The 23982-nt window shown below is 38.3% G+C and carries 25 protein-coding genes; 11 read left to right on the top strand and 14 right to left on the bottom strand.

Features of this window, described 5'->3' with window-relative positions; genetic code table 11:
• Window positions 1-75 precede the first annotated feature (75 nt).
• The 4 genes from ccoP to A6E06_RS18990 are packed head-to-tail and all read right to left on the bottom strand — an operon-like array spanning window position 76 to window position 4608.
• Window positions 76-2232, bottom strand: a complete 2157-nt coding sequence (gene ccoP, locus A6E06_RS18975) for a cytochrome-c oxidase, cbb3-type subunit III (RefSeq protein ID WP_065592751.1) — start codon at window positions 2230-2232, stop codon at window positions 76-78.
• 2 nt (window positions 2233-2234) lie between these two features.
• On the bottom strand, window positions 2235-2849 hold the full coding sequence (ccoO, locus tag A6E06_RS18980; RefSeq protein ID WP_083190377.1) for a cytochrome-c oxidase, cbb3-type subunit II: 615 nt from the start codon (window positions 2847-2849) through the stop codon (window positions 2235-2237).
• Window positions 2849-4264 (bottom strand): cytochrome-c oxidase, cbb3-type subunit I, encoded by a 1416-nt coding sequence (gene ccoN, locus A6E06_RS18985; protein ID WP_065592749.1) that lies wholly within the window; start codon window positions 4262-4264, stop codon window positions 2849-2851. Before ccoN ends, ccoO begins: the two co-directional genes overlap by 1 nt.
• 5 nt (window positions 4265-4269) lie before the next feature.
• Window positions 4270-4608: a cytochrome c gene (locus A6E06_RS18990; protein ID WP_060992176.1), complete on the bottom strand. Its 339-nt coding sequence runs from the start codon at window positions 4606-4608 to the stop codon at window positions 4270-4272.
• 287 nt (window positions 4609-4895) lie between these two features.
• Between A6E06_RS18990 and norR the strand changes: the two genes are divergently transcribed.
• The 3 genes from norR (at window position 4896) to A6E06_RS19005 (ending at window position 9462) form a co-directional block, all read left to right on the top strand.
• Window positions 4896-6425 carry a nitric oxide reductase transcriptional regulator NorR gene (gene norR, locus A6E06_RS18995; protein WP_065592748.1) on the top strand — a complete coding sequence of 510 codons (1530 nt, stop codon included), beginning with the start codon at window positions 4896-4898 and terminating at the stop codon, window positions 6423-6425.
• Between the two features lie 249 nt (window positions 6426-6674).
• Complete coding sequence (gene hcp / locus A6E06_RS19000; protein ID WP_065592747.1) at window positions 6675-8336, top strand: hydroxylamine reductase; 1662 nt, start codon at window positions 6675-6677, stop codon at window positions 8334-8336.
• Window positions 8337-8430: 94 nt separating this feature from the next.
• On the top strand, window positions 8431-9462 hold the full coding sequence (locus A6E06_RS19005) for a hybrid-cluster NAD(P)-dependent oxidoreductase (protein WP_065592746.1): 1032 nt from the start codon (window positions 8431-8433) through the stop codon (window positions 9460-9462).
• Window positions 9463-9557: 95 nt separating this feature from the next.
• Here the strand turns inward: A6E06_RS19005 and A6E06_RS19010 are convergent, their stop codons facing one another.
• Window positions 9558-10025 carry a YhcH/YjgK/YiaL family protein gene (locus A6E06_RS19010; protein ID WP_065592745.1) on the bottom strand — a complete coding sequence of 156 codons (468 nt, stop codon included), beginning with the start codon at window positions 10023-10025 and terminating at the stop codon, window positions 9558-9560.
• 163 nt (window positions 10026-10188) lie between these two features.
• On the opposite strand from A6E06_RS19010, the gene A6E06_RS19015 reads away from it, so the two are divergent.
• The 3 genes from A6E06_RS19015 (at window position 10189) to A6E06_RS19025 (ending at window position 12930) form a co-directional block, all read left to right on the top strand.
• A complete protein-coding gene (locus tag A6E06_RS19015; RefSeq protein ID WP_065592744.1) occupies window positions 10189-11217 on the top strand; it encodes an AraC family transcriptional regulator in 1029 nt (342 codons plus the stop codon).
• A gap of 107 nt (window positions 11218-11324) precedes the next feature.
• Complete coding sequence (locus A6E06_RS19020; protein ID WP_065592743.1) at window positions 11325-11714, top strand: MFS transporter; 390 nt, start codon at window positions 11325-11327, stop codon at window positions 11712-11714.
• A complete protein-coding gene (locus A6E06_RS19025) occupies window positions 11707-12930 on the top strand; it encodes an HlyD family secretion protein (protein WP_065592742.1) in 1224 nt (407 codons plus the stop codon). The genes A6E06_RS19020 and A6E06_RS19025 overlap by 8 nt, the downstream gene beginning before the upstream one ends.
• A gap of 88 nt (window positions 12931-13018) precedes the next feature.
• On the opposite strand, the gene A6E06_RS19030 is transcribed toward A6E06_RS19025, so the two are convergent.
• Both A6E06_RS19030 and A6E06_RS19035 read right to left on the bottom strand, forming a co-directional pair.
• On the bottom strand, window positions 13019-13816 hold the full coding sequence (locus A6E06_RS19030; protein ID WP_065592741.1) for a RecX family transcriptional regulator: 798 nt from the start codon (window positions 13814-13816) through the stop codon (window positions 13019-13021).
• A 105-nt stretch (window positions 13817-13921) separates the two neighbouring features.
• Window positions 13922-14134 (bottom strand): hypothetical protein, encoded by a 213-nt coding sequence (locus A6E06_RS19035; protein WP_065640704.1) that lies wholly within the window; start codon window positions 14132-14134, stop codon window positions 13922-13924.
• Between A6E06_RS19035 and A6E06_RS20170 the strand changes: the two genes are divergently transcribed.
• The 4 genes from A6E06_RS20170 (at window position 14114) to A6E06_RS19050 (ending at window position 16436) form a co-directional block, all read left to right on the top strand.
• Window positions 14114-14314, top strand: a complete 201-nt coding sequence (locus A6E06_RS20170) for a hypothetical protein (protein ID WP_255312109.1) — start codon at window positions 14114-14116, stop codon at window positions 14312-14314. The two genes, A6E06_RS19035 and A6E06_RS20170, sit on opposite strands and share 21 nt — an antisense overlap.
• 122 nt (window positions 14315-14436) lie before the next feature.
• On the top strand, window positions 14437-14721 hold the full coding sequence (locus A6E06_RS20175; RefSeq protein WP_255312110.1) for a hypothetical protein: 285 nt from the start codon (window positions 14437-14439) through the stop codon (window positions 14719-14721).
• A gap of 126 nt (window positions 14722-14847) precedes the next feature.
• Window positions 14848-15564: an ABC transporter ATP-binding protein gene (locus A6E06_RS19045; protein ID WP_065592740.1), complete on the top strand. Its 717-nt coding sequence runs from the start codon at window positions 14848-14850 to the stop codon at window positions 15562-15564.
• The gene (locus A6E06_RS19050) at window positions 15564-16436 is read left to right on the top strand and encodes a hypothetical protein (RefSeq protein ID WP_065592739.1); all 873 of its coding nucleotides are present in this window, start codon (window positions 15564-15566) and stop codon (window positions 16434-16436) included. Before A6E06_RS19045 ends, A6E06_RS19050 begins: the two co-directional genes overlap by 1 nt.
• Before the next feature lie 44 nt (window positions 16437-16480).
• On the opposite strand, the gene A6E06_RS19055 is transcribed toward A6E06_RS19050, so the two are convergent.
• The 5 genes from A6E06_RS19055 to A6E06_RS19075 form a co-directional block, all read right to left on the bottom strand.
• Window positions 16481-17926 (bottom strand): EAL domain-containing protein, encoded by a 1446-nt coding sequence (locus tag A6E06_RS19055; protein ID WP_065592738.1) that lies wholly within the window; start codon window positions 17924-17926, stop codon window positions 16481-16483.
• Window positions 17910-18230: a hypothetical protein gene (locus tag A6E06_RS19060; protein WP_065592737.1), complete on the bottom strand. Its 321-nt coding sequence runs from the start codon at window positions 18228-18230 to the stop codon at window positions 17910-17912. The genes A6E06_RS19055 and A6E06_RS19060 overlap by 17 nt, the downstream gene beginning before the upstream one ends.
• 248 nt (window positions 18231-18478) lie before the next feature.
• Window positions 18479-19759, bottom strand: a complete 1281-nt coding sequence (locus tag A6E06_RS19065) for a hemolysin family protein (protein WP_065592736.1) — start codon at window positions 19757-19759, stop codon at window positions 18479-18481.
• 192 nt (window positions 19760-19951) lie between these two features.
• The gene (locus A6E06_RS19070) at window positions 19952-20503 is read right to left on the bottom strand and encodes a sugar O-acetyltransferase (RefSeq protein ID WP_065592735.1); all 552 of its coding nucleotides are present in this window, start codon (window positions 20501-20503) and stop codon (window positions 19952-19954) included.
• A 110-nt stretch (window positions 20504-20613) separates the two neighbouring features.
• Complete coding sequence (locus A6E06_RS19075; protein WP_065592734.1) at window positions 20614-21999, bottom strand: MATE family efflux transporter; 1386 nt, start codon at window positions 21997-21999, stop codon at window positions 20614-20616.
• A gap of 209 nt (window positions 22000-22208) precedes the next feature.
• On the opposite strand from A6E06_RS19075, the gene A6E06_RS19080 reads away from it, so the two are divergent.
• On the top strand, window positions 22209-22652 hold the full coding sequence (locus A6E06_RS19080) for a dCMP deaminase family protein (RefSeq protein ID WP_065592733.1): 444 nt from the start codon (window positions 22209-22211) through the stop codon (window positions 22650-22652).
• A gap of 71 nt (window positions 22653-22723) precedes the next feature.
• Here the strand turns inward: A6E06_RS19080 and A6E06_RS19085 are convergent, their stop codons facing one another.
• Entirely contained in the window at window positions 22724-23578 is an 855-nt protein-coding gene (locus tag A6E06_RS19085; RefSeq protein ID WP_176713303.1) for a mechanosensitive ion channel family protein, read from the bottom strand.
• 135 nt (window positions 23579-23713) lie between these two features.
• Window positions 23714-23908, bottom strand: a complete 195-nt coding sequence (locus A6E06_RS19090; RefSeq protein WP_065592731.1) for a hypothetical protein — start codon at window positions 23906-23908, stop codon at window positions 23714-23716.
• Window positions 23909-23982: the final 74 nt, after the last annotated feature.

Consider the following 23982-nt stretch of genomic DNA (forward strand, 5'->3'; position numbering starts at 1 on the left):
AATTAAAATGGGTCGTTGATATTATCTATCAACGACCCATTTTTTATCTTTCTATTCTTATCGTACTAAAAATAACTATTCCACATTAATATTACGATCACGCTTATCGTACATGTCAGGCGTAGTATGGAAATTGCCAGCATAACCTGCTTGTTGTAATTTTTCTCGTACCGCTTTCACTTCTTCAATAGTCACAACCTCTGTGCGATCCCCCAAGTAGTTACGAATAAAAGAGATCAATTCAGATAACTGAGCATCCGTTAATATATTTTGAAAGCTCACCATCGGCATAAAGTTTCTTTCTTCATTAAGATAACTTGGTTCAAGCCCTCGAATGACCACCGCAATGGTATTGTATGGATCTCGGTGCATGATAATACCGTTATTTAACAGCGTCGGAGCAATAGGATCTCGCCCTTTACCGTCTTCACCATGGCACGCACCACAAGTGGATACAAATAAAGGATACATATCAGATTGTTTGGCTTCTTCTGTGAATCCTGTTGGTTGCAACTGTTTCGTATTTGGTGGAATAGTATTGTTCTCATCGCCCACCAATAGATACGTCGCCATTGCTTCAACATCTTCACGCGTCATAAAGCTGGTGCTGTTCTTAACCACATCAGCCATCCCACCAAACGCAGAGCCTTTATCTGAATGCCCAGTATGTAAGAAATCAGTCAGGGTTTTCACATCCCAACGATCTTGATATAACTCACGTGACGAAATATCTGGTGCATTCCAACCGTCAATAATATTACCTTGGAAGATCTTATCCGTTTCTAATGCCTGAGCAATATTACGTGGCGTATGACACTCCGAACAATGCCCAAGCCCCGCGACTAAATATTTACCACGAGCCCAAATATCCGCCTCTTCTTTTGTGGACCCTTCTGGTATGTTGCTGGTTAAATCAAGAGGGTCTCTGTCCATAAATACGATATTCCAACCTAACAACCCTAATCGAATATTTGACGGAAACATCATGCTATTTTCATCATTACGACGTGAAACCGCAGGTATTGATTGCAAATAATCCCACAGTATTTTTACATCTTCTTCTGTCACATATTGATAAGACGTATAAGGCATTGCAGGGTACAGGTAGCCATGTTTTCCTTTACCATCATAAAGGGCCGCTTTGAATTCTTCATAACTGTAATCACCAATCCCTTCTGTGTAATGAGGCGTAATATTGGTTGAATACACAGTTCCAAATGGGGTAACAAAAGGCAGCCCTCCTGCAAATGGCTCACCTCCTTCAGCACTATGACAAGCCACACAATCCCCTGCATAAGCAAGGTATTCGCCTTGTGTTAATTCCTCTTGTGGAATAGCGGCCATTTTTTCATCATAAGCCACACGTTGAGCAGTAATAAAAGCCCCTAACGCTAGGATATCGTTATCACTGAGTTGCTCTTCAAACGCAGGCATGATGTTATTCAAACCATAATTAATGGTGTGCTGTATTTCTTCAATGCTTCCTCCATGCAACCACACATTATCAGATAAATTTGGTGCCCCAATCGCTTGGTTTCCTTTTGCATCCACTCCATGACACGCAATGCAACTTTTCATAAAGGCGGTTTTACCAAGATCTATCTTTAATGAAGGGGCATTAAGTGGGCGCTGCTGTAAAGAAGCCAGATAATAAGAGATGTTTTGAATATCCTCTTTAGGAAGAATATTTATCCACCCGGCCATTGCTCCATAACGCCCCTTTTGAATCGAATGCAAAATGGCATCATCAGACCCGCCATATAACCACACATTATCAATTAAATTAGGGAAGTGCTTTTGACCTTGTCCATTCGCTCGGTGACACGCCGCACAGTGAGTTTGAAATAGCCCTTTACCGGAAGCCACAATGTTTGGTTCGGCAGCGAGTACCGTTAAATCAGCCTCACCTAATTGAGCTATTTGTTCATCCAGAGACTTATTGTGATCCTGAACCGTATCATCACTTTGCTGCCACCCTAACAGCCCTTGCCAGTTACCCAGCCCCGGATATAAAACGAGGAAAACCAAAGAGCAAGCAAAAGCGACAAAGTAGCCCACAAACATAATGCGTGGCGGTGGTCCGTCGTTTTCATCAATATCATCAAATGAATCAATCGTTTTGTCTTTATCGGCAAGGTGATTGGTACGCCAATATTTAATCACCACATAGACCATTAGCGCTAAGAAGATAACAGTAAGACTAATGACCCATACGTTCCAAAATCCAGTCATAATTATTCTCCCTGATCTTGCATGGTATCAACACCCAAGCTCTGCAAGTAACGGATTAACGCTTCACCTTGAGTTTTCCCAATAACTTGAAGTCGAGCTCCATCAATGTCTGCGTCCGTATAAGGTACACCAAGCGTACGTAACGCTCGCATTTTGTCAGAAATGGCCTCTCCATCGAGTGTTTGTTCAAACAACCATGGATAGCTTGGCATGATAGACGTTGGTATCACACTTCGAGGGTTCATTAAATGAATCACATGCCATTGATCGGAATACTTACGTCCCATGTTCGTCAAATCAGGACCGGTACGTTTTGAGCCCCATAAATTTGGAAACTCATAAATATCATCAGCTTCTTTATTGGCACGACCATTACGCAGTATTTCTGCTTCTAACGGACGCACCATTTGAGTATGACAAACGTGACACCCTTCACTGATATAAATATCTCGTCCTGCAAGTTCAATCGCCGTCAGTGGTTTAGCCAAGGATATTTTCTTTAAATCAGAAGCCATAAATACATTAGGCACAACCCAAACTAATAGCGAAAAAGACGCAACAATAACCGTTGAAAGAATTAAAATGAATACCGATTGGGTAAAGTCTTTACTTAAGATCATGATTTACCCTCCATTGCTGTTGTGGGAACCGAATTTGAGGTAACCGTTTTATACAGATTAAAGACCATCATCAATAAACCGACGACAAAGAACACACCACCAAGGAATCGAACAAACAACCACGGCGCTTTAAAGTCCATCGCTTCCACAAAACTGTAAGCAAGTGAGCCATTATCTAGCTGGGTAAGCCACATGTACCCTTCACCAATCCCTGCAACCCATAGGGCTATCGCGTAAAGGGCAACCCCAATATGAGCGAACCAGAAATGCCATTTTAGTAGACGGAGTGACCACAGATCTTCTTTTCCCCATAAACGAGGAATAAAGTAATAAAATACAGCAATGGCAGACATACCAACCCAACCTAAGGCAGCAGAATGCACATGACCAATGATCCACTCGGTATTATGAGCAACCATATTAAACCAACGAATCGCCAATAATGGCCCCTCAAACGTCGCTAGACAGTAATAAAGAATGGCCGAGAAAAAAAACAACATAATGTAGTCTTTCTTCAGTTTTGCTTTGTTAGAAAGTAAGGTCATCGCACTATTAAATGCGCCTGCCCATGATGGGATCCACAAAATCAGCGACATAACGATACCAATATTTTGCACCCACTCTGGTACTGAAGAATAGATCAGATGATGCGTTCCCGCCCATGTATAAAAGCCCACTAATCCCCAAAAATGAATGATAGATAAACGGTAGGAATAAATAGGACGTTCTGACACTTTAGGAATGAAGTAGTAGTTCATGGCAATAATGCCCGCAGTTAACAAGAAACCTACTGCATTGTGACCCCACCACCACTGAACAATGGCATCTTGCGCACCTGCATAGACAGAATAAGATTTCCACATCGACACGGGTAATGCCAAATTATTAATAATAAAAATCATCGCGATAACGAGAATAAATGCCCCGAAAAACCAATTGGCGACAAAGATATGGCTGACGGTTCGTTTCGCAATAGTACCGAAGAACAGGACCGCATAAAGCACCCAAACTAAGGCGATTAATATATCGATTGGCCACTCTAACTCTGCGTATTCTTTCGTCGTTGTGTATCCTAATGGCAGGGTTATCAAGGCGAGAATTAAAATAAACTGCCATCCCCAGAACACCATCCAAGACAGGCTTTTATTAAATAACTCAATCTTACTTGTTCGTTGAACAATATACAGCGAGGTCCCCATTAATATATTAACGACGAACCCAAAAATAACACCTGAGGTATGCAGTGGTCTCAACCGTCCAAACTGAAAATATTGTGAATCAAAATTGAGTGATGGCCAATAAAGCTGGGCGGCGAGCATGACACCAACGCTCATGCCAATAACCGCCCAAATCACCGCGGCAATAATAAAATAGCGTACAACTTTTGTATCGTAATCCCTGATATCTGTCATCGCCTTCACTCCATTTTATCTTGAGACTCAGAACCTAACATCGAGTAATAGTAGGCAATATCTTTCATATCTTGATTGGATAAAGTATCTGCTTGCTGCTGCATTAGAATGGCTAACCCACTCGTTCTCTCGCGGGATTTATAATCTTTTAGTGCAGACACAAGGTAAGAAGCGCGCTGGCCTCGTAGGTTTGGGTAGGGATCAATCAATGCAATGCCATCAGCACCATGACAAGTCATACATACTTTGGCTTTTTGTTTTCCAATCTCAAACTGATTTGACTCTTCAGCAGAAAGAAAACCACTAAATAAAAAAGCAAAATAAACGACAAACCACTTATTCATATTTAAAACCCTTATGAATCAACAATAACAATAAGCGTAGGTTATTTATTTCAAGAGTGCTTAATTTACGTCAGATAAAGTCGTAAACATACACGTTAAATGTGACTTACTCGTGCACAACTCACTATTTTAAATAGCCTAAATACAAGGTATAAGAGCCAATAGCGCCTATTAATGATAGTTTTATCTGCTAATTCACTTTTCCTTGATATAGATTAACCTTTGAATGATGTATTTTTAACATCATTTGATACTCTTGTTTTCTGTTTCTATTTTGGTGTATCACAATGAATCCTTCTATTGAAAAAGTCTTATTGCAAATCGCATTGGATCTTAGCTCTAACCTATCCAGTGATCTGCACTATCAACGCTTAATCTCTTCGATTCATCAAGTGTTTCCTTGTGATGCCAGTGCCCTGTTTGTATTGGATAATGATGGGTGCTTAAAACCGGTTGCCGTGCAAGGTCTATCCACCGCAGTATTAGGCCGTTGCTTTCCACCAAAGGTACACCCTAGATTACAAGCAATTTTAGAGAGTAAACACCCCGTTAGATTTGAATCAAATTCAGATTTACCAGACCCTTTTGATGGCCAATTATTAGTGGATGAACACATAAGTATTGAGGTGCATGACTGCTTAGGATGCAGCTTATACGTGGAAGATACGTTAGTTGGCGTATTAACCTTAGACGCACTAGAAGTTGGGGCGTTTAAAAAGATAGATAACATCACCATTGAAACCTTCGCGGCATTAGCGGCGGCAACCTTACATAATAAAGCCTTGATTGAGACACTTAAAAACAGTAACCAACAACAGAAATCCATCAACCAAGCCTTAATCCAACAAGCCCGAAATCAAAAAGGCGAATTAATTGGGATTAGCCCTCAAATAGAACGATTACGCAATAATATCAAAATGGTAGCTCATTCAGATTATGCGGTATTGATCAGCGGTGAAACCGGTTCTGGCAAAGAATTAGTCGCACATGCAGTGCATGAGCAATCTTCTCGAAATGACCAAGCAATGATTTATGTAAACTGTGCAGCACTGCCAGAATCTCTCGCAGAAAGTGAATTATTTGGTCATGTAAAAGGCGCATTTACTGGCGCAAATAACCATCGAGCAGGCAAGTTTGAATTAGCGGATAACGGCACGATCTTCTTGGATGAAATAGGAGAACTGCCCCTATTAATTCAAGCCAAATTATTACGAGTTATTCAACAAGGTGAAGTTCAACGTGTTGGCTCGGATAAAAACGTGATGGTGAATGTGCGTATCATCGCCGCAACCAATCGAAATTTAGAACAAGAAGTAGAAGCTGGACGCTTTCGAGCTGACTTATTTCACCGTTTAAATGTGTTCCCAATAAATGTGCCACCACTGCGTGATCGTGACGGAGACATCTCTGTATTAGCGGGGTATTTATTAGATAAAGTTCGCACCCAATTTAACGTGCCTAATCTTCATATTCATCCACGTACATTGACGCATTTAGAGAACAGTCCGTGGTTAGGAAATGTACGAGAACTTGAACATACATTAATGCGTGCAGGACTTAGAGCTATCCAAGAAAGTGATACCACCATTACCTTAGCGCACTTTCTTGGGGATATAGAACACCCGGCCGATGTTAAAAATACATCACTGCTTTTACCTAAAGAAAGCCAACCAATGCGAGAGCTTGTAGAAAGTTATCAAAAACAACTCATTGAACACGCTTTATCCGAATCGAATGGAACTTGGTCAAAAGCGGCTGAATTTTTACAAATGGACAGAGGTAATTTATATCGAATGGGAAAAAAATTCGGGCTATAAAAATCAATCAATTACCTCTAGCGATGTACTTATAACAACATTGCCGATGTTATAAGTACATCGAGCAATATTACAACCAAATAAATACACTTTAAAATCAACAACTTAAAACTGGCACACCTTGTGCAATAAGGAACTCATCAATGTCGATTCAAATCGAGACGGGTTCAGCAATCTTCTTATATAAAGTAGAACACACTGAACTAGCATGATTTGAACAATAAGTATTCAATGACTGGAGTTCCAACTATGTTCTGTATCCAATGTGAGCAAACAATTCAAACGCCGACAACGAAAGGTTGTTCTTTTGCACAAGGTATGTGTGGTAAAACAGCAGAAGTATCTGACTTACAAGATATTCTAGTTTACACACTACAAGGGGTTTCTTTCTGGGCAGAACAAGGTCGTAAAGTAAACGTAGTAATTGATGAAATCGATCACTGGGCACCAAAAGCCTTCTTCGCAACACTAACAAACGTTAACTTTGACCCTGAGCGTGTTATCGAATTCGCACTACAAGCACACGCTTACAAAAAACAACTTGAAGAACAAGTTCGTGCAGCGGCATTGTTATCAAACACAGAATTATCTGAGCTTTCTCCTGCGGCATTATTTGATTTACCAACAAACGTAGAAGAACTAATCGCATTGGCACCACAAGCGGCCGTTAACCGTGGTCACGATTCAGAGCATGAAGATGTGATTGGTCTACGTCTACTTTGTCTTTACGGCTTAAAAGGCGCAGCTGCTTACATGGAGCACGCACGTGTTCTTGGCCAAACTGATGACGCTGTTTTTGCTGAATACCACCAAATCATGGCATGGTTGGGAACGGACCCAACTGAGCTAAGCGCATTACTAGACTGTTCTATGCAAATCGGTTTAATTAACTACCGCATCATGGAAATGCTAGATTTAGGCGAGACGGATACCTTTGGTCACCCAGAGCCATCACAAGTAAACGTTAAAACCATCGAAGGTAAATGTATCCTTGTTTCTGGTCACGATTTACATGACTTAGAAAAAATCCTTCAACAAACAGAAGGCAAAGGCATCAACGTTTACACTAACGGTGAAATGCTTCCTGCTCACTCTTACCCTGAGCTGAAAAAGTACCCTCACCTAGTAGGTAACTACGGCAGCGCATGGCAGAACCAGCAAAAAGAATTTGCTAACTTCCCTGGCGCAATCGTAATGACGTCTAACTGCCTATTGAACCCAAATGTAGGTCTATACGCCGATCGCCTATTCACCCGTAGCATTGTTGGCTGGCCTGGCGTTGCTCACCTAGAAGGTGACGATTTCACAGCGGTTGTTGATTGTGCACTAGCGCAAGAAGGCTTCAAACATAACGAGATCGAACAAATGATCACGGTTGGGTTTGGTCGTAATGCTCTAATGGCAGCAGCGCCTGCGGTTATTGAACAAGTAAAAGAAGGCAACATCAGCCACTTCTTCCTTGTTGGCGGGTGTGATGGTGACAAAGCGGAACGCAGCTACTTCACAGACTTTACTGCTCAAGCACCTGAAGATTCAGTTATCTTGACGCTTGCTTGTGGTAAATACCGTTTCAACAAAAACCAATTCGGCGATATTAATGGTATCCCGCGTTTATTGGATGTTGGTCAATGTAACGATGCTTACTCAGCGATTCAACTCGCACTTGCACTCGCGAAAGAGTTTGATTGTGGCATTAACGAACTTCCATTAACGCTGGTACTTTCTTGGTTCGAGCAAAAAGCGATTGTTATTCTATTAACTCTATTCGCTCTTGGCGTAAAAGGCATTTACACAGGCCCGACTGCCCCTGCGTTCTTAACCGATAACCTACTTGCAATCATGCAAGAGAAATTCGATATGCGTAGCATTAGCAACGTAGAAGACGATTTAAAAACGATTTTAGCCGCATAATCGCTGATTTTCGCACTTAATGAATGTATGCCTCAGTTATCTGGGGCATTTTTGCTAATACCAATCCTTGAAATAAACTGAATAGAGAAAAACCATGACACAATTTATTTGGCCGACAACCGCCGCTCAACTTCGCTGTGATAAAAAATGGCTAGAGACCGATGATACTATCAGCCTTCAACTTTCTTCAGACAATAACAACACGTTTGATTTTAAGCCGGGACAATTCATCAGTCTTGGCGTTGAATTAAACGGGAAAATGGAATACCGAGCTTACTCTATTAGCTCAATACCAAATCAAGATTTCCTGCAATTCACCATTAAACGTGTTGATGGCGGTAAAGTTTCTAACTATTTAATTGATCAATTCAATGAAGGCGAGAGCATTTTAGCGCTAGCTCCTACCGGTCCATTCAACTCTGTTGATTGTTCAGCTAAACCTAAAATTGCATTATTGAGTGCAGGTTGTGGTATTACTCCTGTCATGTCGATGGCACGAACTTGGTTAGCAAATAAAACCAATGTGGACATCACGTTTATTCATATGGCGAGATCACCAGAACACACGATTTATTTTGATGAATTACAGTATCTAAACGAAAAACACACTCACTTTAACTTGCAGCTCCTCTTAAAAGATCCTCAACATACTGATTATCCTCAAGGGCGATTAGATCAAGAATGGTTAGCCACACTGTGCCCAGATCTAACAGAAAGAACGGTTTTCTTATGTGGCCCAACGGGCTTTATGCAAGACATGAAAGCCTATGTTGAAGCCATGGGATTAAACATGGATAACTTCTACCAAGAAAGCTTTACCCCGATTGAAGCCGAAGTAACAGAAACGGCAGGAAACACTGGCGTAGTGCAATTTGAAGTCCCTGCTTTTGGCGTTTCAAAAGAAATAACGAAAGGGGCAACACTGGCCGATGTTTTAGAAGAAAGCGGCGTTCCGATCATTATCGCCTGTCGCAGCGGTATGTGTGGTTCATGTAAATGTAAAGTAGATAAAGGTGAGGTAAGCCGCACCAGTACTGAAACACTAAGCGAAGAAGATATCGCTCAGGGTTATACGCTTGCGTGTTCAAGCCAAGTTCAATCAGATGTTGAAGTGAGTTTAGTGTAATTACTCGCTCTACAATAAATCTAAAAAAGCCGATGAATAACTACTTTTATAAGGTAAATCAATCATCGGCTTTAACTCTAGATATATAGCTATAACTACACCAACAGCGCACTATTCACTTTAATAATCAGCTTCTTCACCGCCGCAGGTTTATCATCAACCGCCACTAATGGACGATGCGGTTGCTTAGGAGTGAAGATAATAAACTCCCCCGCCTTCAATGTAACAAATTGTTCATCTTGAACATCGTTGCTAAAAGCGATGTCTTTCTCTGCAAGATAGTCATCTTCAATCGACAGTAACGGATAGTCACTGTATCCAAAGGTTTCTGTGCCTTCTAATATCAATTGTACATCAAGGTATTTGTGATGAATTTCAGAGCGACGTTTTTCTCTTAACTCGGTTTTATCATCGACAATAAAATAGACTGACTCATCTTCTAATGGGTAGCTACCTACTTCTGTATTTTCTATTGTTTGTTCTTTTACTTTTTGAATGATCTCAATGATAACAGGGTGTAATGCTGCCCCTTGAATATCGTCACTCCATTTACCTCTAAACACGATAACCTCTCAATAAATACCTATAATAGGTTGCTGAAAATAGTAGCATAATAAATTGATTATCCTTACCTTTCTTAATAAATTCACAACATAAGTATAAATTACAATAAGGTTCGATATAATCACCTCTACGATAACCAAAAATGATCATTGAAGGGGTTCCATGGCAAAGCTCAGTGCGACTTATCTTGTTCGCGTTCATATCGCAAAAATGCTGATTGATCATGCAATGAAGCACTATGGCTTAACTCATTCTGATTTTAATATCCCATCGCATTTACTGGATTATCAATTAAAACTAATGCCATTAAGAGATCTAGAATCTCTACTTTGTAAAATTGAGCACTTAACTCAAGACCCTGCCTATACCGCAAAGCTAACTCAATCAGGTAGCTTGACACTGTTTGGCCCTTTTGTGCAATTGCTTGCAAGTTCGACTAATTTAGGAATGGCGATAAAACGCCTAAATACAGTGCATAATGCTCTGCAGTCAGGCGTTCAAGTTAATATGTTATTAAGTGGTTCTATCGCTAAATGGCGAATACTCACACCCACATTAATTCCTCAGGCTCGCATTCATGAAAGTATATTAGCCGCAGGATCTTTCTTACGTTTACTTCAATTGTTTCATGGCAATAATTACCAGCCAATAGCTATTCACTTAGCAGGAGGGCCTATTGGTGCATTAGGCGAAATAGACGCTATTTTTAACTGTCCTATTGTATGGAACAGTCCAAATACTCAAGTCTGGTTTCCTGTAAAAGACATCACTTACCCAAGAAAATTTCAGTTACCTGCGTCTCAGGTAAAAGCATTTACTGTTGAACAAGCCATGAGTTATATGCTTATTCCTCTTCCTCAAGATATTTTAAAAATTGTCTTTGAATTAACAAAATACGCGCTATTTTTTGGCTATCCAACACTTGAATTTGTCGCAGAAAAAATGGGAATGCGCCCATTAACCTTACAACGCCGCTTACAGGATCAAAGTATTTCATTTACGGATATTGTTCAGCATAGTATTTGCGATGAAGCCATCGCCTTAATGAGTGGTGACTTATCAATTCACCACATTGCTCAACGTGTTGGTTATAAAAATACCGCGTCTTTTTCTGTTGCTTTCAAACGTCTGTATGGTGTGACTCCTATTCAATACAGAAACACGTTAATCACACCAAACAAAAACAGTTAAATACATCACAAATGCTAAAATATAGATACAATTAAACCTATCGTATCGACTCAATGTGCCATTAGCCCCCATGCTTACCCTTCATTATTTTTGAAGGTAAATCATTTATGAGTTTAGTCAGTATGCCCTTTGTTGGATCAGGTCAGGATCTCGGGCTACATGTTGTTGCAAGCGTTGTTATGATTGGAAGTATTATTGCGCTTGCTTATGGTTTTTGGAAACTTCATGAATTACCAATTAACAAAGCACACAGTAAACAACACCAACAAATAGGGTTAATTACCGCCCTCACTTGGATAGGGTTTGTCTGGCATTGGGTTTGGGTATTAGCGGTCATTTGTGCTTTTGTCGATGCAGAAAAAGCATTAATTAAAATTCGTGATATTTGGCATCAACCGACTTCACCATTACAGACACAAGCGCAAGCACAAGGGCAAACACCAATAATAGAAACCGGCACAACAACATCAACTCAAGAGGAGAACCACAATGCTTGAGGGATTAGCGGTATGGGCTTTGTTTATTTACCTACTGCGAATGATAGGTATGCCTTGGAATAAATTCACACAAGGTTTTGCTTACATTGGCGGCGGATCTTGGTTGTTGTTTGTATGGGCTGGTTTATTGAACTATACGCCAATGGATTTATCTGGTGGTTCCGTCGTCCAATCTCCTCACATTCAATTACGACCGGCAAGTACCCAGATTAAGGGCACAGTCAAAACCATTTATATCAAACCAAATCAAGAAGTGAAGAAAGGCCAATTGGTGTATGAACTGGATGACGAGCTTTATCAAATCGCGCTTAATAAGGCGAATGTGTCACAAGAAGCCAGTGAAGTCGGTCTTGATGTCGCCAAACAAAATGTAAAACTCGCACACCAAGCAATTTCAGCATCTGAAAGTGACATTGTCGTAAGTCAAAAACAAATCGAATCTAAAAACCAAGATTTAAAATACAAAAAAATCACGCTAAAACGCTACGTAGACCAAAATCGTAAAGTAAAAAATACGATTACACAAAGCGCATTAGATGAACAAGGCACGTTAGTTTCTATCGGTGAAATTGATGTTGCTAGTGCCGTTGCTCAATTAGACAAAGCAAAATTAGCAAACGAAAAAGCGATTTTAGATTTAGACAATGCGAAATTCGGTGTAAAAGCCAAAGAAAATGAATTAGCTAATGCGAAAGAAAACGTCACCCAAGCACAATGGAATTTAGACAATACGAAGATCTATGCGCCTGCTGATGGCTATGTGACTAACTTCATTCTTCGTGAAGGGCAATACGTCGGTACTGTTCCTCGTATGCAAATGTATACCAATGAGAAGTACGTATTAATGCGAGTTAACCACCAAGCCATTCGTAATGTCAAAGTGGGTCGCCCTGCTGAGTTTTCAAGTGCGGTTTATCCGGGTAAAGTATTCATCGCAGAAGTAGAAGGTATTATCGAAGCGACAGGGGAAGCACAAGCTAATTTACTTGGTCGTGAAACCAATGTTCGCCAAACTACGGGATTAAACGTCAATAACAAACACCATTTTGTTCGTTTGAAACTGCAAGAAGACCAAGGCTATGATATTCCTGTTGGCTCAGTAGGTTTAGCGTGGATATCAGGTGAAAAACCCGTTGGCTTTATGGCTTTCTTAGATGTTATTCGCGGCATTATTATTCGAATGAAATCGCAAATTTACTTCTTCTATTCACTGTAGATAGTCATTAATCATACCAAAAAGCCCTGCTGTCCTTTATTTTGAACAATAGGGCTTTTCTAACAGGTATAGCGTAACTGGTCTTTATCTAATTATTTAATGTTTCTTTGATCTCATCAGAACTAAAACCATGAGAATAAAGGTAGGCATACGCTTTGCTTTTTTCTTTTGATTTACTTAAATCAAAGCGTTTTTTATCCAATCTTGCTTGGCAATTCTCGTAAAAATCAATGGTTCCATCCAATTCTAATTTTTCAATTTCTTCATCAAAATTCGATATATCAATCAGTTTTTGTTTTAGCTCTCGCTTGATAATTGACTTACCTTTTAGCTTACGAGCCAGCTTTTCTATTTCTTTTACAATATCCGCTTTGTCGGCTTTAATTTGCATTTTTGATGACAACGTTGACGCTACTGGGTGAGATTTTATCGCTTCTCGAACGTCTGCTGATTTAAACCCATATTTGGTTAAGGTTGCGTACAATTTATCACTAGAGAGTGACTCTAAATTCATATCCGCTAATCGATTATTAAGTAAAGTCACTTCGCAAATTTCATCGCGATTTGTCACATAAGCAATCGCCTCGTTAACAATCGATTCATTGATCCCTTTTTCTCTCAACTTAGACAAAATGAACTGACTGCCTTTTTCAGAACTAAAAGCCATCTCAACAAATTTAATGGCAAAATCGTTATCTGGTTTTAAATAACCGCGTTCAACTAAGTCATTCAGAACCGTATCAATCCACTCTTGATTGTCTGTTTTCGCAATCAATTTCTTTCGTAATTCGTTTATGGTTCGATCTTTAGCTTCAAGGTGATAAAAGGCACTGCCATAGACATTATCAATGGTTTTAGCTGGCTTAACGGGACGTTGACTGAACATGGTAACCTCTGACTTTGGTGAGCTAATGAGAACCGAATCTAACGTATCTCAAACTAAGATGCCATCTATTACGCTAATTACGTCATAGATGATGGTTAAGGGGATTTATTTACAGTGTTCCGCAATAATTTTAGCCAATGTCTTTATCCCGTTGTTCCATTTTTCATTATCGCGATAAGAGGCAAAGCTAATACGGATGCAATGCTTAAATTGATCTTGAGTACAGAACATGGCTTTGCTAAGAGATAATAAATCAATATCAGACGGCGCATTTAACGTCTTTGCTTGAAATTCTCGATGAACATTAATAGTTGCCACGGTATAACCAGAGCGATCACGAGCTACCAACAACGTTTACTTCCCCTGCATTGGGTCGGTCTATTCCTTGGCTTACTTGGGATCACGTTGGTACTGCAAGGTAACATGGAATGGCAAGACACCAGCAACCAATACACTGCGTATCTTTTTGCCTTCATTGCCTTCATTGCCTTAATTTGAATTACTTTTGGTACGTTATATCAAAAAAAATACTGCCAGAATTCAGATCTCATTAGCAGTATGGTGTGGAAATACAGCGCAGCCTCATTGGTCTTTTACCTGTCGCGTAATTAAATGAAACGATGGTAGTGACATGGAATGCGCAATTCATTTTTGGATTAATGTGGTTAGTGTTAGTTGTCTCCGTTACGGCTATTCTATTGTTGCTTTATATGATCAAACAAGGTGATTCTTCAAGTGTGGCTTCTACTTTTTATCTCATCCCGCCAATGACGGCATTTCAAGCATGGATAATCTTTGGTGGACACTTTGATACGCAAGGGGCGGTAGGGTTCGCGCTTGCGGCTATTGCGGTCAATTTAGTAATAAGAAAACCCAACGTACACTTAACTAAAGCGACTCAATAAAGCACATTCTAGAATAGGTGAATACTTATCTAATACAGATGATCTTCACCCTCTTCTTTCTTTATGGAACTTATCATGGTATTTCTACTCAATAGTACTAAGTAATTCAATAATGTAAGGCACAGAATGACTTCTCTTGTCCATGTAGGAAACGTCTCAAAACACTATTCAGATTCAAATAAGAATCAACAAGCATTAAGTAATATCAGTTTTGATTTGCAGGCTGGCCAAGTGCTTGGTTTACTCGGTCATAATGGCGCGGGAAAATCGACATTGATTAACGCCCTATTGGGGGCTCATCGCTATGAGGGTGAGATCAGTATTAATGGTCTGCACCCTATCGATCAACACGCCGAATTAATGCAGCATTTAGCGTACATTTCTGATGTGAACGTGTTACCTGAATGGATGAGTGTAAAACAGCTTTTAAAATATACCTCGGGGATCCACCCAAGCTTTGATATTAATAAAGCGACTTCGGTGTTGAGTAATACCAATATCAAATTAAATAGCAAGATAAGCTCACTATCAAAAGGCATGAAGGTACAAGTCCATTTAGCGATAGTGATAGCAACCGATACTAAAGTTCTGATTTTAGATGAGCCTACCTTAGGATTAGATTTATTATATCGCGACACTTTTTATCAGCATTTAACGACTTGGTTTGATGCAGGAGAACGCTGTTTAATTATTGCGAGCCATGAGGTGGCCGAAATTGAGCATCTATTGACGGATGTATTGATCTTAAAACAAGGTAAATGTGTAAAGAAAGAGAGCATGAATAACATACCTCAAGGTACGTTAGCTGAATTCTTTATTGCCCTTCAAAAGGAATCTATTTAATGCGCCCATCATTATATATGCTTGAAAAAGAGCTTATTGAACACAAGACGATTACTCGTGTTCCTCTGTTTATTCTTCTTTGCGGTGCGATACTTTTCATTAGCTTAATGATGAACACTAGCCTACAAGATAATTTGTTTATTTCAGTCGAAACTCAAGGAAATGTCACTCCGTTTGGTTCTGAATTTTCAAATGACCTACAGCTCGGGTTAAGCTTTATCGTTGGTATTTTATCATTAGCACTAACAACAACTTACCTTTCAAAAACATTACGAAAAGAGCGTAATGAAGGCAGCTCTGCCTTTTGGCGTAGCATGCCTATCTCCAGCCAATATACGCACGCGATAAAACTGGCTTTTGGTTTAATTGTTATTCCATTGATTTTTTCTGCTCTGGTACTTATCGCTAATCTATTCTTTTGGATAATGAGCTTATCAAGTGACACTGTATTAGTGATGCTTCATGAACACTCCTCATTAATGTCAGTGATTACCAATTGGCTGCAATTTATGGGAAGAATGCTACTGGTTAGTGTGGTGATGTTACCTATTGCAGGATTAGTTTTAGCGGTCTCTCAAGTCAGTAATTCACCTTTAATTATCTTACTATTAGGCGGTTATGCACTGAAACTGCTTTCAACTTGGGTGCTAAGCTGGGATGGTATTGCCGTATTTCTAACTCATATATATAAAATCCCAACAACGATTTTACTCTCTTCAGATCCTTTCATGAGTTTTTCACAAGCAGGGATTGGATTCTTAAGCTTGTATAGTTTACTTGGTGCTATTTCACTGTTCATTAGTATTTCGTTGTATCGAACTACTGAGATCTCTTGGCAGTCATTAAATCCAAGTTGGTTATTAAATAAGTAAATAATAAGGGAGAGGGAGACACACAGTCGCCTCTCCCTATCATTTTACTTAGCGTTAATTATCACGTTAAAATCATTAAGTGGCATTGGTTTAAAGTACAAGAAACCTTGATGTGATGAGATCTTCAACTCATTCAATATCTGTTGTTGATTCTTATTCTCTACCCCTTCCGCAACCAATTTAATATCCAGATTATTCGCCAATAAAATAATATTTTCCAGTATTTTAAGTGACTGTGAATTGGTTTCAATATCATCAATAAATGATTTATCAATCTTAATAAAATCGAACTGATAATAATTTAAATACTGCAACGAAGAGTAACCAGTACCGTAATCATCCAATGCAAACTTCACTCCAATCGCTCGAAATTTTTGCATATAACTTGTGATTTTTTCTCTATTTTCAAACTCGGTTGATTCAGTAAATTCTAAAACTAAAATACACTTTTCAGATAACTGCTTACATAAGCTATAAATCTCATCATTATAAAGACAGCTTTCAGTCAGGTTTACACTTATTCTTAAACCATTATGACTCGAATTTTTATAACTATCATAAAGCTGGCGTAGGATCGATTTTGTCATTTCACCGATAAGTCCAAACCGCTCCATTTGAGGGATAAATTCCAGAGGTGATATGATGGTGCCACACGGTTTAATCCATCGAGCTAATACCTCACCACCAATAATTTGCTCTTTTGCACTGACTATCGGTTGAACATACGGCGTTATCTGATTTTGTCTAATTGCGCTCCTTAATTTATAAAAATTAAAATTAAATCGCGTACTTGTGTTCGACAAAATACGTAACAACGCCAGCATTAAAATCAACATTAACAATGAGATAACAATATCTAGTCGCTTATCAACGATATAAGATTTAATAGAACTCCATCTATCGTATTTAAACAATAAATGAAAGTCATACTTATTTGATGAATATACTTTCTCATCAGTTAAAGCATGAATGCTAAATACATTCCCTTTCGATATTACATATTGTGAATTTGATAACGAGATCTGCCCAAATCGAGAATCCTCTAACTCTAAAGGTATTTCTTTCATATAAAATTGAAGGCCATTTTCATCATCATAGCGATGATAGTATGAAATGCTTGGTTGACCCGTTAACAGATTCTTCTCTTTTATGTGTATCTCTTTTTCTGGTATGCTTTTTTTCGATATGTTACTACCAACAATCGAACTACAAAAATACTGACCATCTTGGATCACAGAGATACTATTAATTGACGAAGAACGTGCCACCTTTTTTTGTAATGGCAACATCATCTCTTCGCAAGTTTTGCCTTTGAGATCGATGAGTTCATCTACTGATGCTGCTGCTTTATCAAACCTTAGATCAATTTTTTCAATCGTTTTTTTGATATTTGATTCAACATACCGTTGATAATCGACACAGATTGCATATTCAAACAAAATAAAGATGATAATAACGCTAACCACATATTTATTAAAAATAAATTTCATTTAGATTACGTCTTCCAATACAGTAACTGTCCATATATTTTATATTCATTACTTCAGATAATATCTTATACAATAAATTTATCGAAGGTGATAACACTTCTACCTTTCCTACTTTATTGACAATAACACCTACGCTATTTTCTTTTTTATAAATATCCGCACTTTTTATTGTTTCACTTTCATTAATACAATAGCCATAAGAACGCTTTGCCACACCCGCAACATATTGATATTTAAGGTTTATTTTAACCCTGAAATTTAAACGGATAATATATTGTAATAAAACAAAACGAAAAAAAAGCAAGGCTTAAAAATCCATAAATTTTTTATATTATTCATAACGTTTATTTATATCACTAATCATTTATAACTAAATGCACCATTAACTAGACAGTGTGATGCATTACAAATGAAAGCACTTATACGATCTCTCATCGCTTTCAACATATCCTTTCTTTTTGTTTAATAACAGCCTCAGTAACCAGTTCGATAAAAAAATTACTACGATATAGTTATCGTAGTAATTCGGTTGTTACTGAATTGATTCTATTTTCAAACCTGAGTAACTCTTACTTTATTTGCTCTATTATTATCAATTGAAAGAACATCAAAATTCCAACCTTGATACTGAATAGTGTCACCAATCATAGGAACATTCGTTGTTAACCACATAAACATTCCCGTTAATGTTTGGTAATCAGCTTCTTTCTCTTCAGGTAACGAGTCTAAATTTAAGGTATATTTCAACACCGTAGTAGGGATGGAACCATCAAGCACCCATTCCGTTTCTGATATTTGTTCAGCCCATGAATCATTCGGGTTTTCGGATTTAAATTCACCCGCTAATGCCTCAAGTAAATCTTTTTGAGTCACGATCCCTTGAGCATCACCATATTCATCAACAACCAATGCAATCTCATCACCTGTTGTTTTCAATAACTCAAGCAGTTCACTGGCAAATTTATTTTCTAAAATAGTTAAACATGGTAATAAATTACGCATTACCCATTTAGTTCTATGCTCTTGGTGCGCAGCTTTCAATAAAAACCGAGCGGTTGTAAACCCAAGAACATTATCCATTCCACCACGAGTCACAGGGTAAATTGAATTATCTGAACGCAATAACTTGGGTAAATTTTCATCCCATGATTGTTCAGTATCAAAATAAACAAGCTCACTTCTTGGCGTCATTAAGGATGCCACTTTTCGATCATCTAACTGAAAGATATTGCGTACCATTGTATGCTCTTTTTTCTCAATGACCCCTTGCTCAGAACCTTCATGTAACAGAGCATGGATGTCATCTTCCGTAATAGAAGCTCCATCTTGATTTGAGCGGCCAAGCAAGCGCAGCAAAGCATCCGTAGAAATCGAGAGTAAGAAGACAAAAGGTCTAGAAATAGACGCTAACACACTAATTAATGGTGCGATAACTGTAGATATACGCTCAGCATGGAACTGTGCTATACGTTTTGGTACTAATTCACCAACAACAATAGAAACGTACGTAATAACAACAACCGTAGAAATAGTTGAGATAGTTGGTGCTATCGTTACAGGAACACCTAACGATATGATCAGCTCTGATATTGGCCCTGCCAGTGCGGCTTCGCCTAAAATACCATTAAGAATACCAATAACGGTTATTCCTATCTGCACAGTAGATAGAAACTGTGTTGGCTCTTCAGCCAATTTGATTGCTTTAGCTGCAGATGAACTTCCTTCTGCTGCCAGTTTTTGTAATCGACTCTTTTTTGCTGTCATGAGTGCAATCTCAGACATAGCAAACACACCATTAATCACAATTAAAAAAAGTAAAATGGCAATATCCAATGTAAACCTCGAATTAATAAAATAATGAAAATCAACATAAAGTATGCTGAAATTTTCTACACTTATATTCCTGATTTACAAGAAGGTCAATCATTATATTGAACTATTTTTAAACAACAATCTTACTATGTACATATAGAAATAAGTTGAAATAATTCAACATTAACCGTTCACTATTTTATATATTAATCGCTATTTTTGATCTAATTTTTTAATAAATTTGGCAGGACTTCCACCATATAAGCAATCCGCTGGAACATCATGATTTACTACAGAGTTGGCTGCAATCACTGAACGAGCCCCAATCGTCACGCCTTGGTTAATAACTACACTTCCCCCAATCCACACATCATTTTCAACTATAATTGGCTTACAGAAAGTCTCCCAACGTCGGCGACTTTTATAATCAAGAGAATGTGACGCGGTATAAAACTGAACATTTGGTGCAACTAATACATTATTACCAATCGTAATCTGCGCACCATCAAGCATAATCACATTCATATTAATGAACGTTTGCTCTCCAATCGAAATGGTTTTACCAAACTCACAAGAAAATGGAGATTGAATTACGCTATTTCCAAACTGATGAAATAACTCACTAAGCAACTCGCTACGCTTATGTTGTTCTGTTGCTTGGTTAAACGCAAATAAAGTTTGAGTGGCTCGACTTCTAATGGCATCTATCTCAGGATCACCACCATTAAAGATCTCTCCATTTATCATTTTCTCAAACTCTGTCATTTTTCTTCCTTATATAAAAAATCGAATAGCTCACAGAGTCTATTCGATTGGTATTAATTTAAAAGAGTAAATAATGAGATCAAATACTTCCTCTTTTTTGAAGTATTGCCCTATTCTACTGATGCACTACTTTGATGCTCAAATACGTGCGATAAAGGCAATGGTTTGATGATTTTTTGTGCTTTTAAATGGCCCCACACCATCGGCGTAATACAAATAATCAAAGCAATATTAGAAATAGGCATCGCTAACCATACACCATCAATTCCAAACCATTTAGGTAAGATAAGTAAAAATGGCAATTGAATTATGATGTTACTGATTGAAATCACCATCGCTTTTTTACTTTCACTGACAGATAAGAAGTAAATGGTCACTAACACAATAATACCATCGAGAAATATGGCAAACAGGTGATAACGAATACCAACAATGGTTTCAGCAATTAATGACTGATCGCCATTGGTAAATAGTGCCGTTGTTAGCTCTGGTGAAATATTTAGAATACCAACCCACGCTACTCCTGTAATCGTTACCCATTTAAGCGCCAATTTAAATATCTGATATACTTTCTTATTTTCTTTAGCGCCATAATAATAACTGATTGGCGGTTGAGCACCTTCCGCAATACCCTGCGCAAGTAGGTAATACAACATAAACAGATAACCAACTATCGCATAAGCTCCTACTGTTGTAGCTGAACCATAGTGCATCATTAACGCGTTATGCATAGCTACAACAAAGCTGCCATACATATACATCACCAATGCAGATGAACCTAATGCTAGTGATTGCTTTGCTTTATTTTTAGAAAACAAAACGTCTTTAAGTGATAACTGAATACTTGAACGTTTAGTAAAGAAGTAGCGAATACCAAGAACGGTTACAACAGATTGAGCAAGAAGTGTCGCCAATGCGGCACCTGATAAGCCAAGGCCCATAACACCAATAAATAGATAATCTAATACAATATTAATTAACGCACCAACAACCAATAGAAATGTCGCTACATTCGGAGCTTCGTCGTTTCTGACTAGCATAGGTAATGCCGTTGCACACGCAGTAAAAAAACCACCAAACATTAAGACATTGATGTAATCCATCGCGAAATCAAAGTTCTTACCTTCAGCACCTTGAGCATGCAAAATATTTTCAGCAAAAAAGACAATACAAACAATAGCAACAATACTTAATATTGCTAATAGCCAAATCCCCGTAGTTAACGCGACTTTTGTTTTGTCTAATTTATTCTCACCACGGTAAATAGACATTACACTGCCGGTTCCCATGCCTATCATGACACCAAGAGCCCCTAATATACATATAGCAGGCCAGGCCATATTAATTCCAGCAAGACCTTCAAAACCAATATAATGGCCAACAAAGATCCCATCGATAATTTGATACAGGCCACTCACCACCATTGCAGCTATAGAAGGGATGGCATAACGCCAAAAAGTACGAGTAATGGATGAGTCTGCATGAAATGTTGTCATAATTTACCTCAGTAACAACAATGAATTGAGGCAATTCTATGACAGTATTTAAGATTGAAAAAGTTAGTATCCATCCGGTTTCCGGATAGATTGAGCGTTATTAATAACGATTGATGCTTTACGCTTATTGACAGTCACAAACTGTGTTATAAGCTTATGATATAGATAAATTTATATTGACTAATACTATAGAGACAAAAGGCGAAATGATGGAAACTAAATGGGCAAAACGATTTTTCCAAATGGCAGAATTGGTCGGTTCGTGGAGTAAAGACCCTTCTACACAAGTCGGGGCGGTGATCACTAAGCATAACCGTATTGTTTCTGTTGGCTTTAATGGCTATCCACACGGAGTGTCAGACAGTGCTGATACTGATGAGCGTGAACTGAAATATTTAAAAACACTGCACGCTGAAGAGAATGCAATTTTGTTTGCTAAGCGAGATTTAGAGGGTTGTGATATTTGGGTTACTCATTTTCCTTGCCCTAACTGCGCGGCAAAAATCATTCAAACCGATATTTCAAAGGTATATTGCCCAGAGCAAACTGAAGATTTTTTATCTCGCTGGGGTGAAAAAATTCAAATTAGCCAAGATATGTTTGCACAAGCAGGCGTAGAAGTCACTTGGTTGCCATTAGATACTCTGAAATAACTAACCTTACTTCCTGTCTTGATATATCGAGTTCTGAAAAGAACAAGCAAGACAGGATTTAATCTTATCTTTTATAAATTATCTTTTTCTTCTTTCGGAAATCTCTTCTCGTACGCTTCCATAAAATCCTGACGGATAAGCTGCTCTAAATGAGAGGCTTTCTCTGTAGGACAGAAAATCATGTAGTAGACTTTTTGCTCACCCATTGAGGTTGTAGTGATATGAATGTGTGGCTCTGAACCAGGAAGATCAACCCCTGCATGCTTTTCAATCACACTGTTATAACGGCGAGCAACATCAATAAATTCTTCACTATGGACGTCAATTTTATGCAGTAACTCAGGTAACATTGGGTACAAATTGACAAAGTCTCTCACGCAGATAAAGAACTTATGGTAAACATAGCGCTTCATAAAATTGAGGTTTTTGACCGGATAGGTGAAGAACATACTATTAGGAAGAGTGGCTGTTTTTCCAGTGTAATCGTATTGTCCATGGTGTAAATCAATTTCTTGAATCACTGTCGCCATCATATTGTGTTCAATGACTTCTCCACTCAAAGAACCAACTTCAATCCAATCACCGATACGAAATGAACGAGAACTGGCTCGTTGAATCGAGCCTGTAAAACACAAAATTATTTCTTTCGAGGCAACAACAATAGCAACGGCAATGGCCGTCACTGATAAAGCAAATTCATTAATCTCTGATTGCCACAGAATAAATAAAATAATGAGAAGGAAGCTGAACGAACCATTTTTAGTTCGAGAAATCCACTTACGCTGATCTTCGGTTAAAAATGCAATATCTCCTCGGATATGCTTCACCATAAAATGACGTAGTAGAAAAATAAAACTGATAATCAGCACACTAAAAATCATCTTATGTGCTAATAAGAAATCTATGACTAGTAACAGTCTCTCCACGCTCACCTCTTCTAAATTATTACTGCATACTTAATATCAGCAGTAAATATCCCATAGGTACGCGATAATTTCACCCTTATCTCTCTATTTCCTCGAACTTGATTCACTAAAATACAACGAATTAAACGTCAATGACTAAGAATTCGTCACATCAGAATACTCACCTTCGATGATTCTTGATTCTCTATCCATTATTTGATCTACTTTTTTACTGTTCGTTTTCGACATAATAAAAGCAACAATGCTAAACCCAATCGCAAAGAATAAACTCGAAACCAATACAAAAAAACCAACCAATAAAGCAACAATAGTAGTTAATAGCTGTTTCATAATATGACTCTCTTTTATAAATGAGCATTCACTTTAGCACTCTATTTCTGAATCGAAGATGAACAACTATAATC

The sequence above is a fragment of the Aliivibrio sp. 1S175 genome, assembly GCF_001690985.1.
Taxonomy (GTDB): domain Bacteria; phylum Pseudomonadota; class Gammaproteobacteria; order Enterobacterales; family Vibrionaceae; genus Aliivibrio.

Bases quoted from the DNA above. Each gene is read 5' to 3' on its own strand.
- A6E06_RS19050 (WP_065592739.1), top strand. From the start codon at position 15,564: ATGCGCCCATCATTATATATGCTTGAAAAAGAGCTTATTGAACACAAG.
- A6E06_RS19075 (WP_065592734.1), bottom strand. From the start codon at position 21,999: ATGACAACATTTCATGCAGACTCATCCATTACTCGTACTTTTTGGCGT.
- A6E06_RS19020 (WP_065592743.1), top strand. From the start codon at position 11,325: ATGAGTTTAGTCAGTATGCCCTTTGTTGGATCAGGTCAGGATCTCGGG.
- A6E06_RS20175 (WP_255312110.1), top strand. From the start codon at position 14,437: ATGGTAGTGACATGGAATGCGCAATTCATTTTTGGATTAATGTGGTTA.
- A6E06_RS19055 (WP_065592738.1), bottom strand. From the start codon at position 17,926: ATGAAATTTATTTTTAATAAATATGTGGTTAGCGTTATTATCATCTTT.
- A6E06_RS20170 (WP_255312109.1), top strand. From the start codon at position 14,114: ATGAACATTAATAGTTGCCACGGTATAACCAGAGCGATCACGAGCTAC.
- ccoN (WP_065592749.1), bottom strand. From the start codon at position 4,264: ATGACAGATATCAGGGATTACGATACAAAAGTTGTACGCTATTTTATT.
- A6E06_RS19045 (WP_065592740.1), top strand. From the start codon at position 14,848: ATGACTTCTCTTGTCCATGTAGGAAACGTCTCAAAACACTATTCAGAT.
- A6E06_RS19005 (WP_065592746.1), top strand. From the start codon at position 8,431: ATGACACAATTTATTTGGCCGACAACCGCCGCTCAACTTCGCTGTGAT.
- ccoP (WP_065592751.1), bottom strand. From the start codon at position 2,232: ATGACTGGATTTTGGAACGTATGGGTCATTAGTCTTACTGTTATCTTC.
- A6E06_RS19090 (WP_065592731.1), bottom strand. From the start codon at position 23,908: ATGAAACAGCTATTAACTACTATTGTTGCTTTATTGGTTGGTTTTTTT.
- hcp (WP_065592747.1), top strand. From the start codon at position 6,675: ATGTTCTGTATCCAATGTGAGCAAACAATTCAAACGCCGACAACGAAA.
- norR (WP_065592748.1), top strand. From the start codon at position 4,896: ATGAATCCTTCTATTGAAAAAGTCTTATTGCAAATCGCATTGGATCTT.
- A6E06_RS19015 (WP_065592744.1), top strand. From the start codon at position 10,189: ATGGCAAAGCTCAGTGCGACTTATCTTGTTCGCGTTCATATCGCAAAA.
- A6E06_RS19030 (WP_065592741.1), bottom strand. From the start codon at position 13,816: ATGTTCAGTCAACGTCCCGTTAAGCCAGCTAAAACCATTGATAATGTC.
- A6E06_RS18990 (WP_060992176.1), bottom strand. From the start codon at position 4,608: ATGAATAAGTGGTTTGTCGTTTATTTTGCTTTTTTATTTAGTGGTTTT.
- A6E06_RS19080 (WP_065592733.1), top strand. From the start codon at position 22,209: ATGGAAACTAAATGGGCAAAACGATTTTTCCAAATGGCAGAATTGGTC.
- A6E06_RS19025 (WP_065592742.1), top strand. From the start codon at position 11,707: ATGCTTGAGGGATTAGCGGTATGGGCTTTGTTTATTTACCTACTGCGA.
- A6E06_RS19070 (WP_065592735.1), bottom strand. From the start codon at position 20,503: ATGACAGAGTTTGAGAAAATGATAAATGGAGAGATCTTTAATGGTGGT.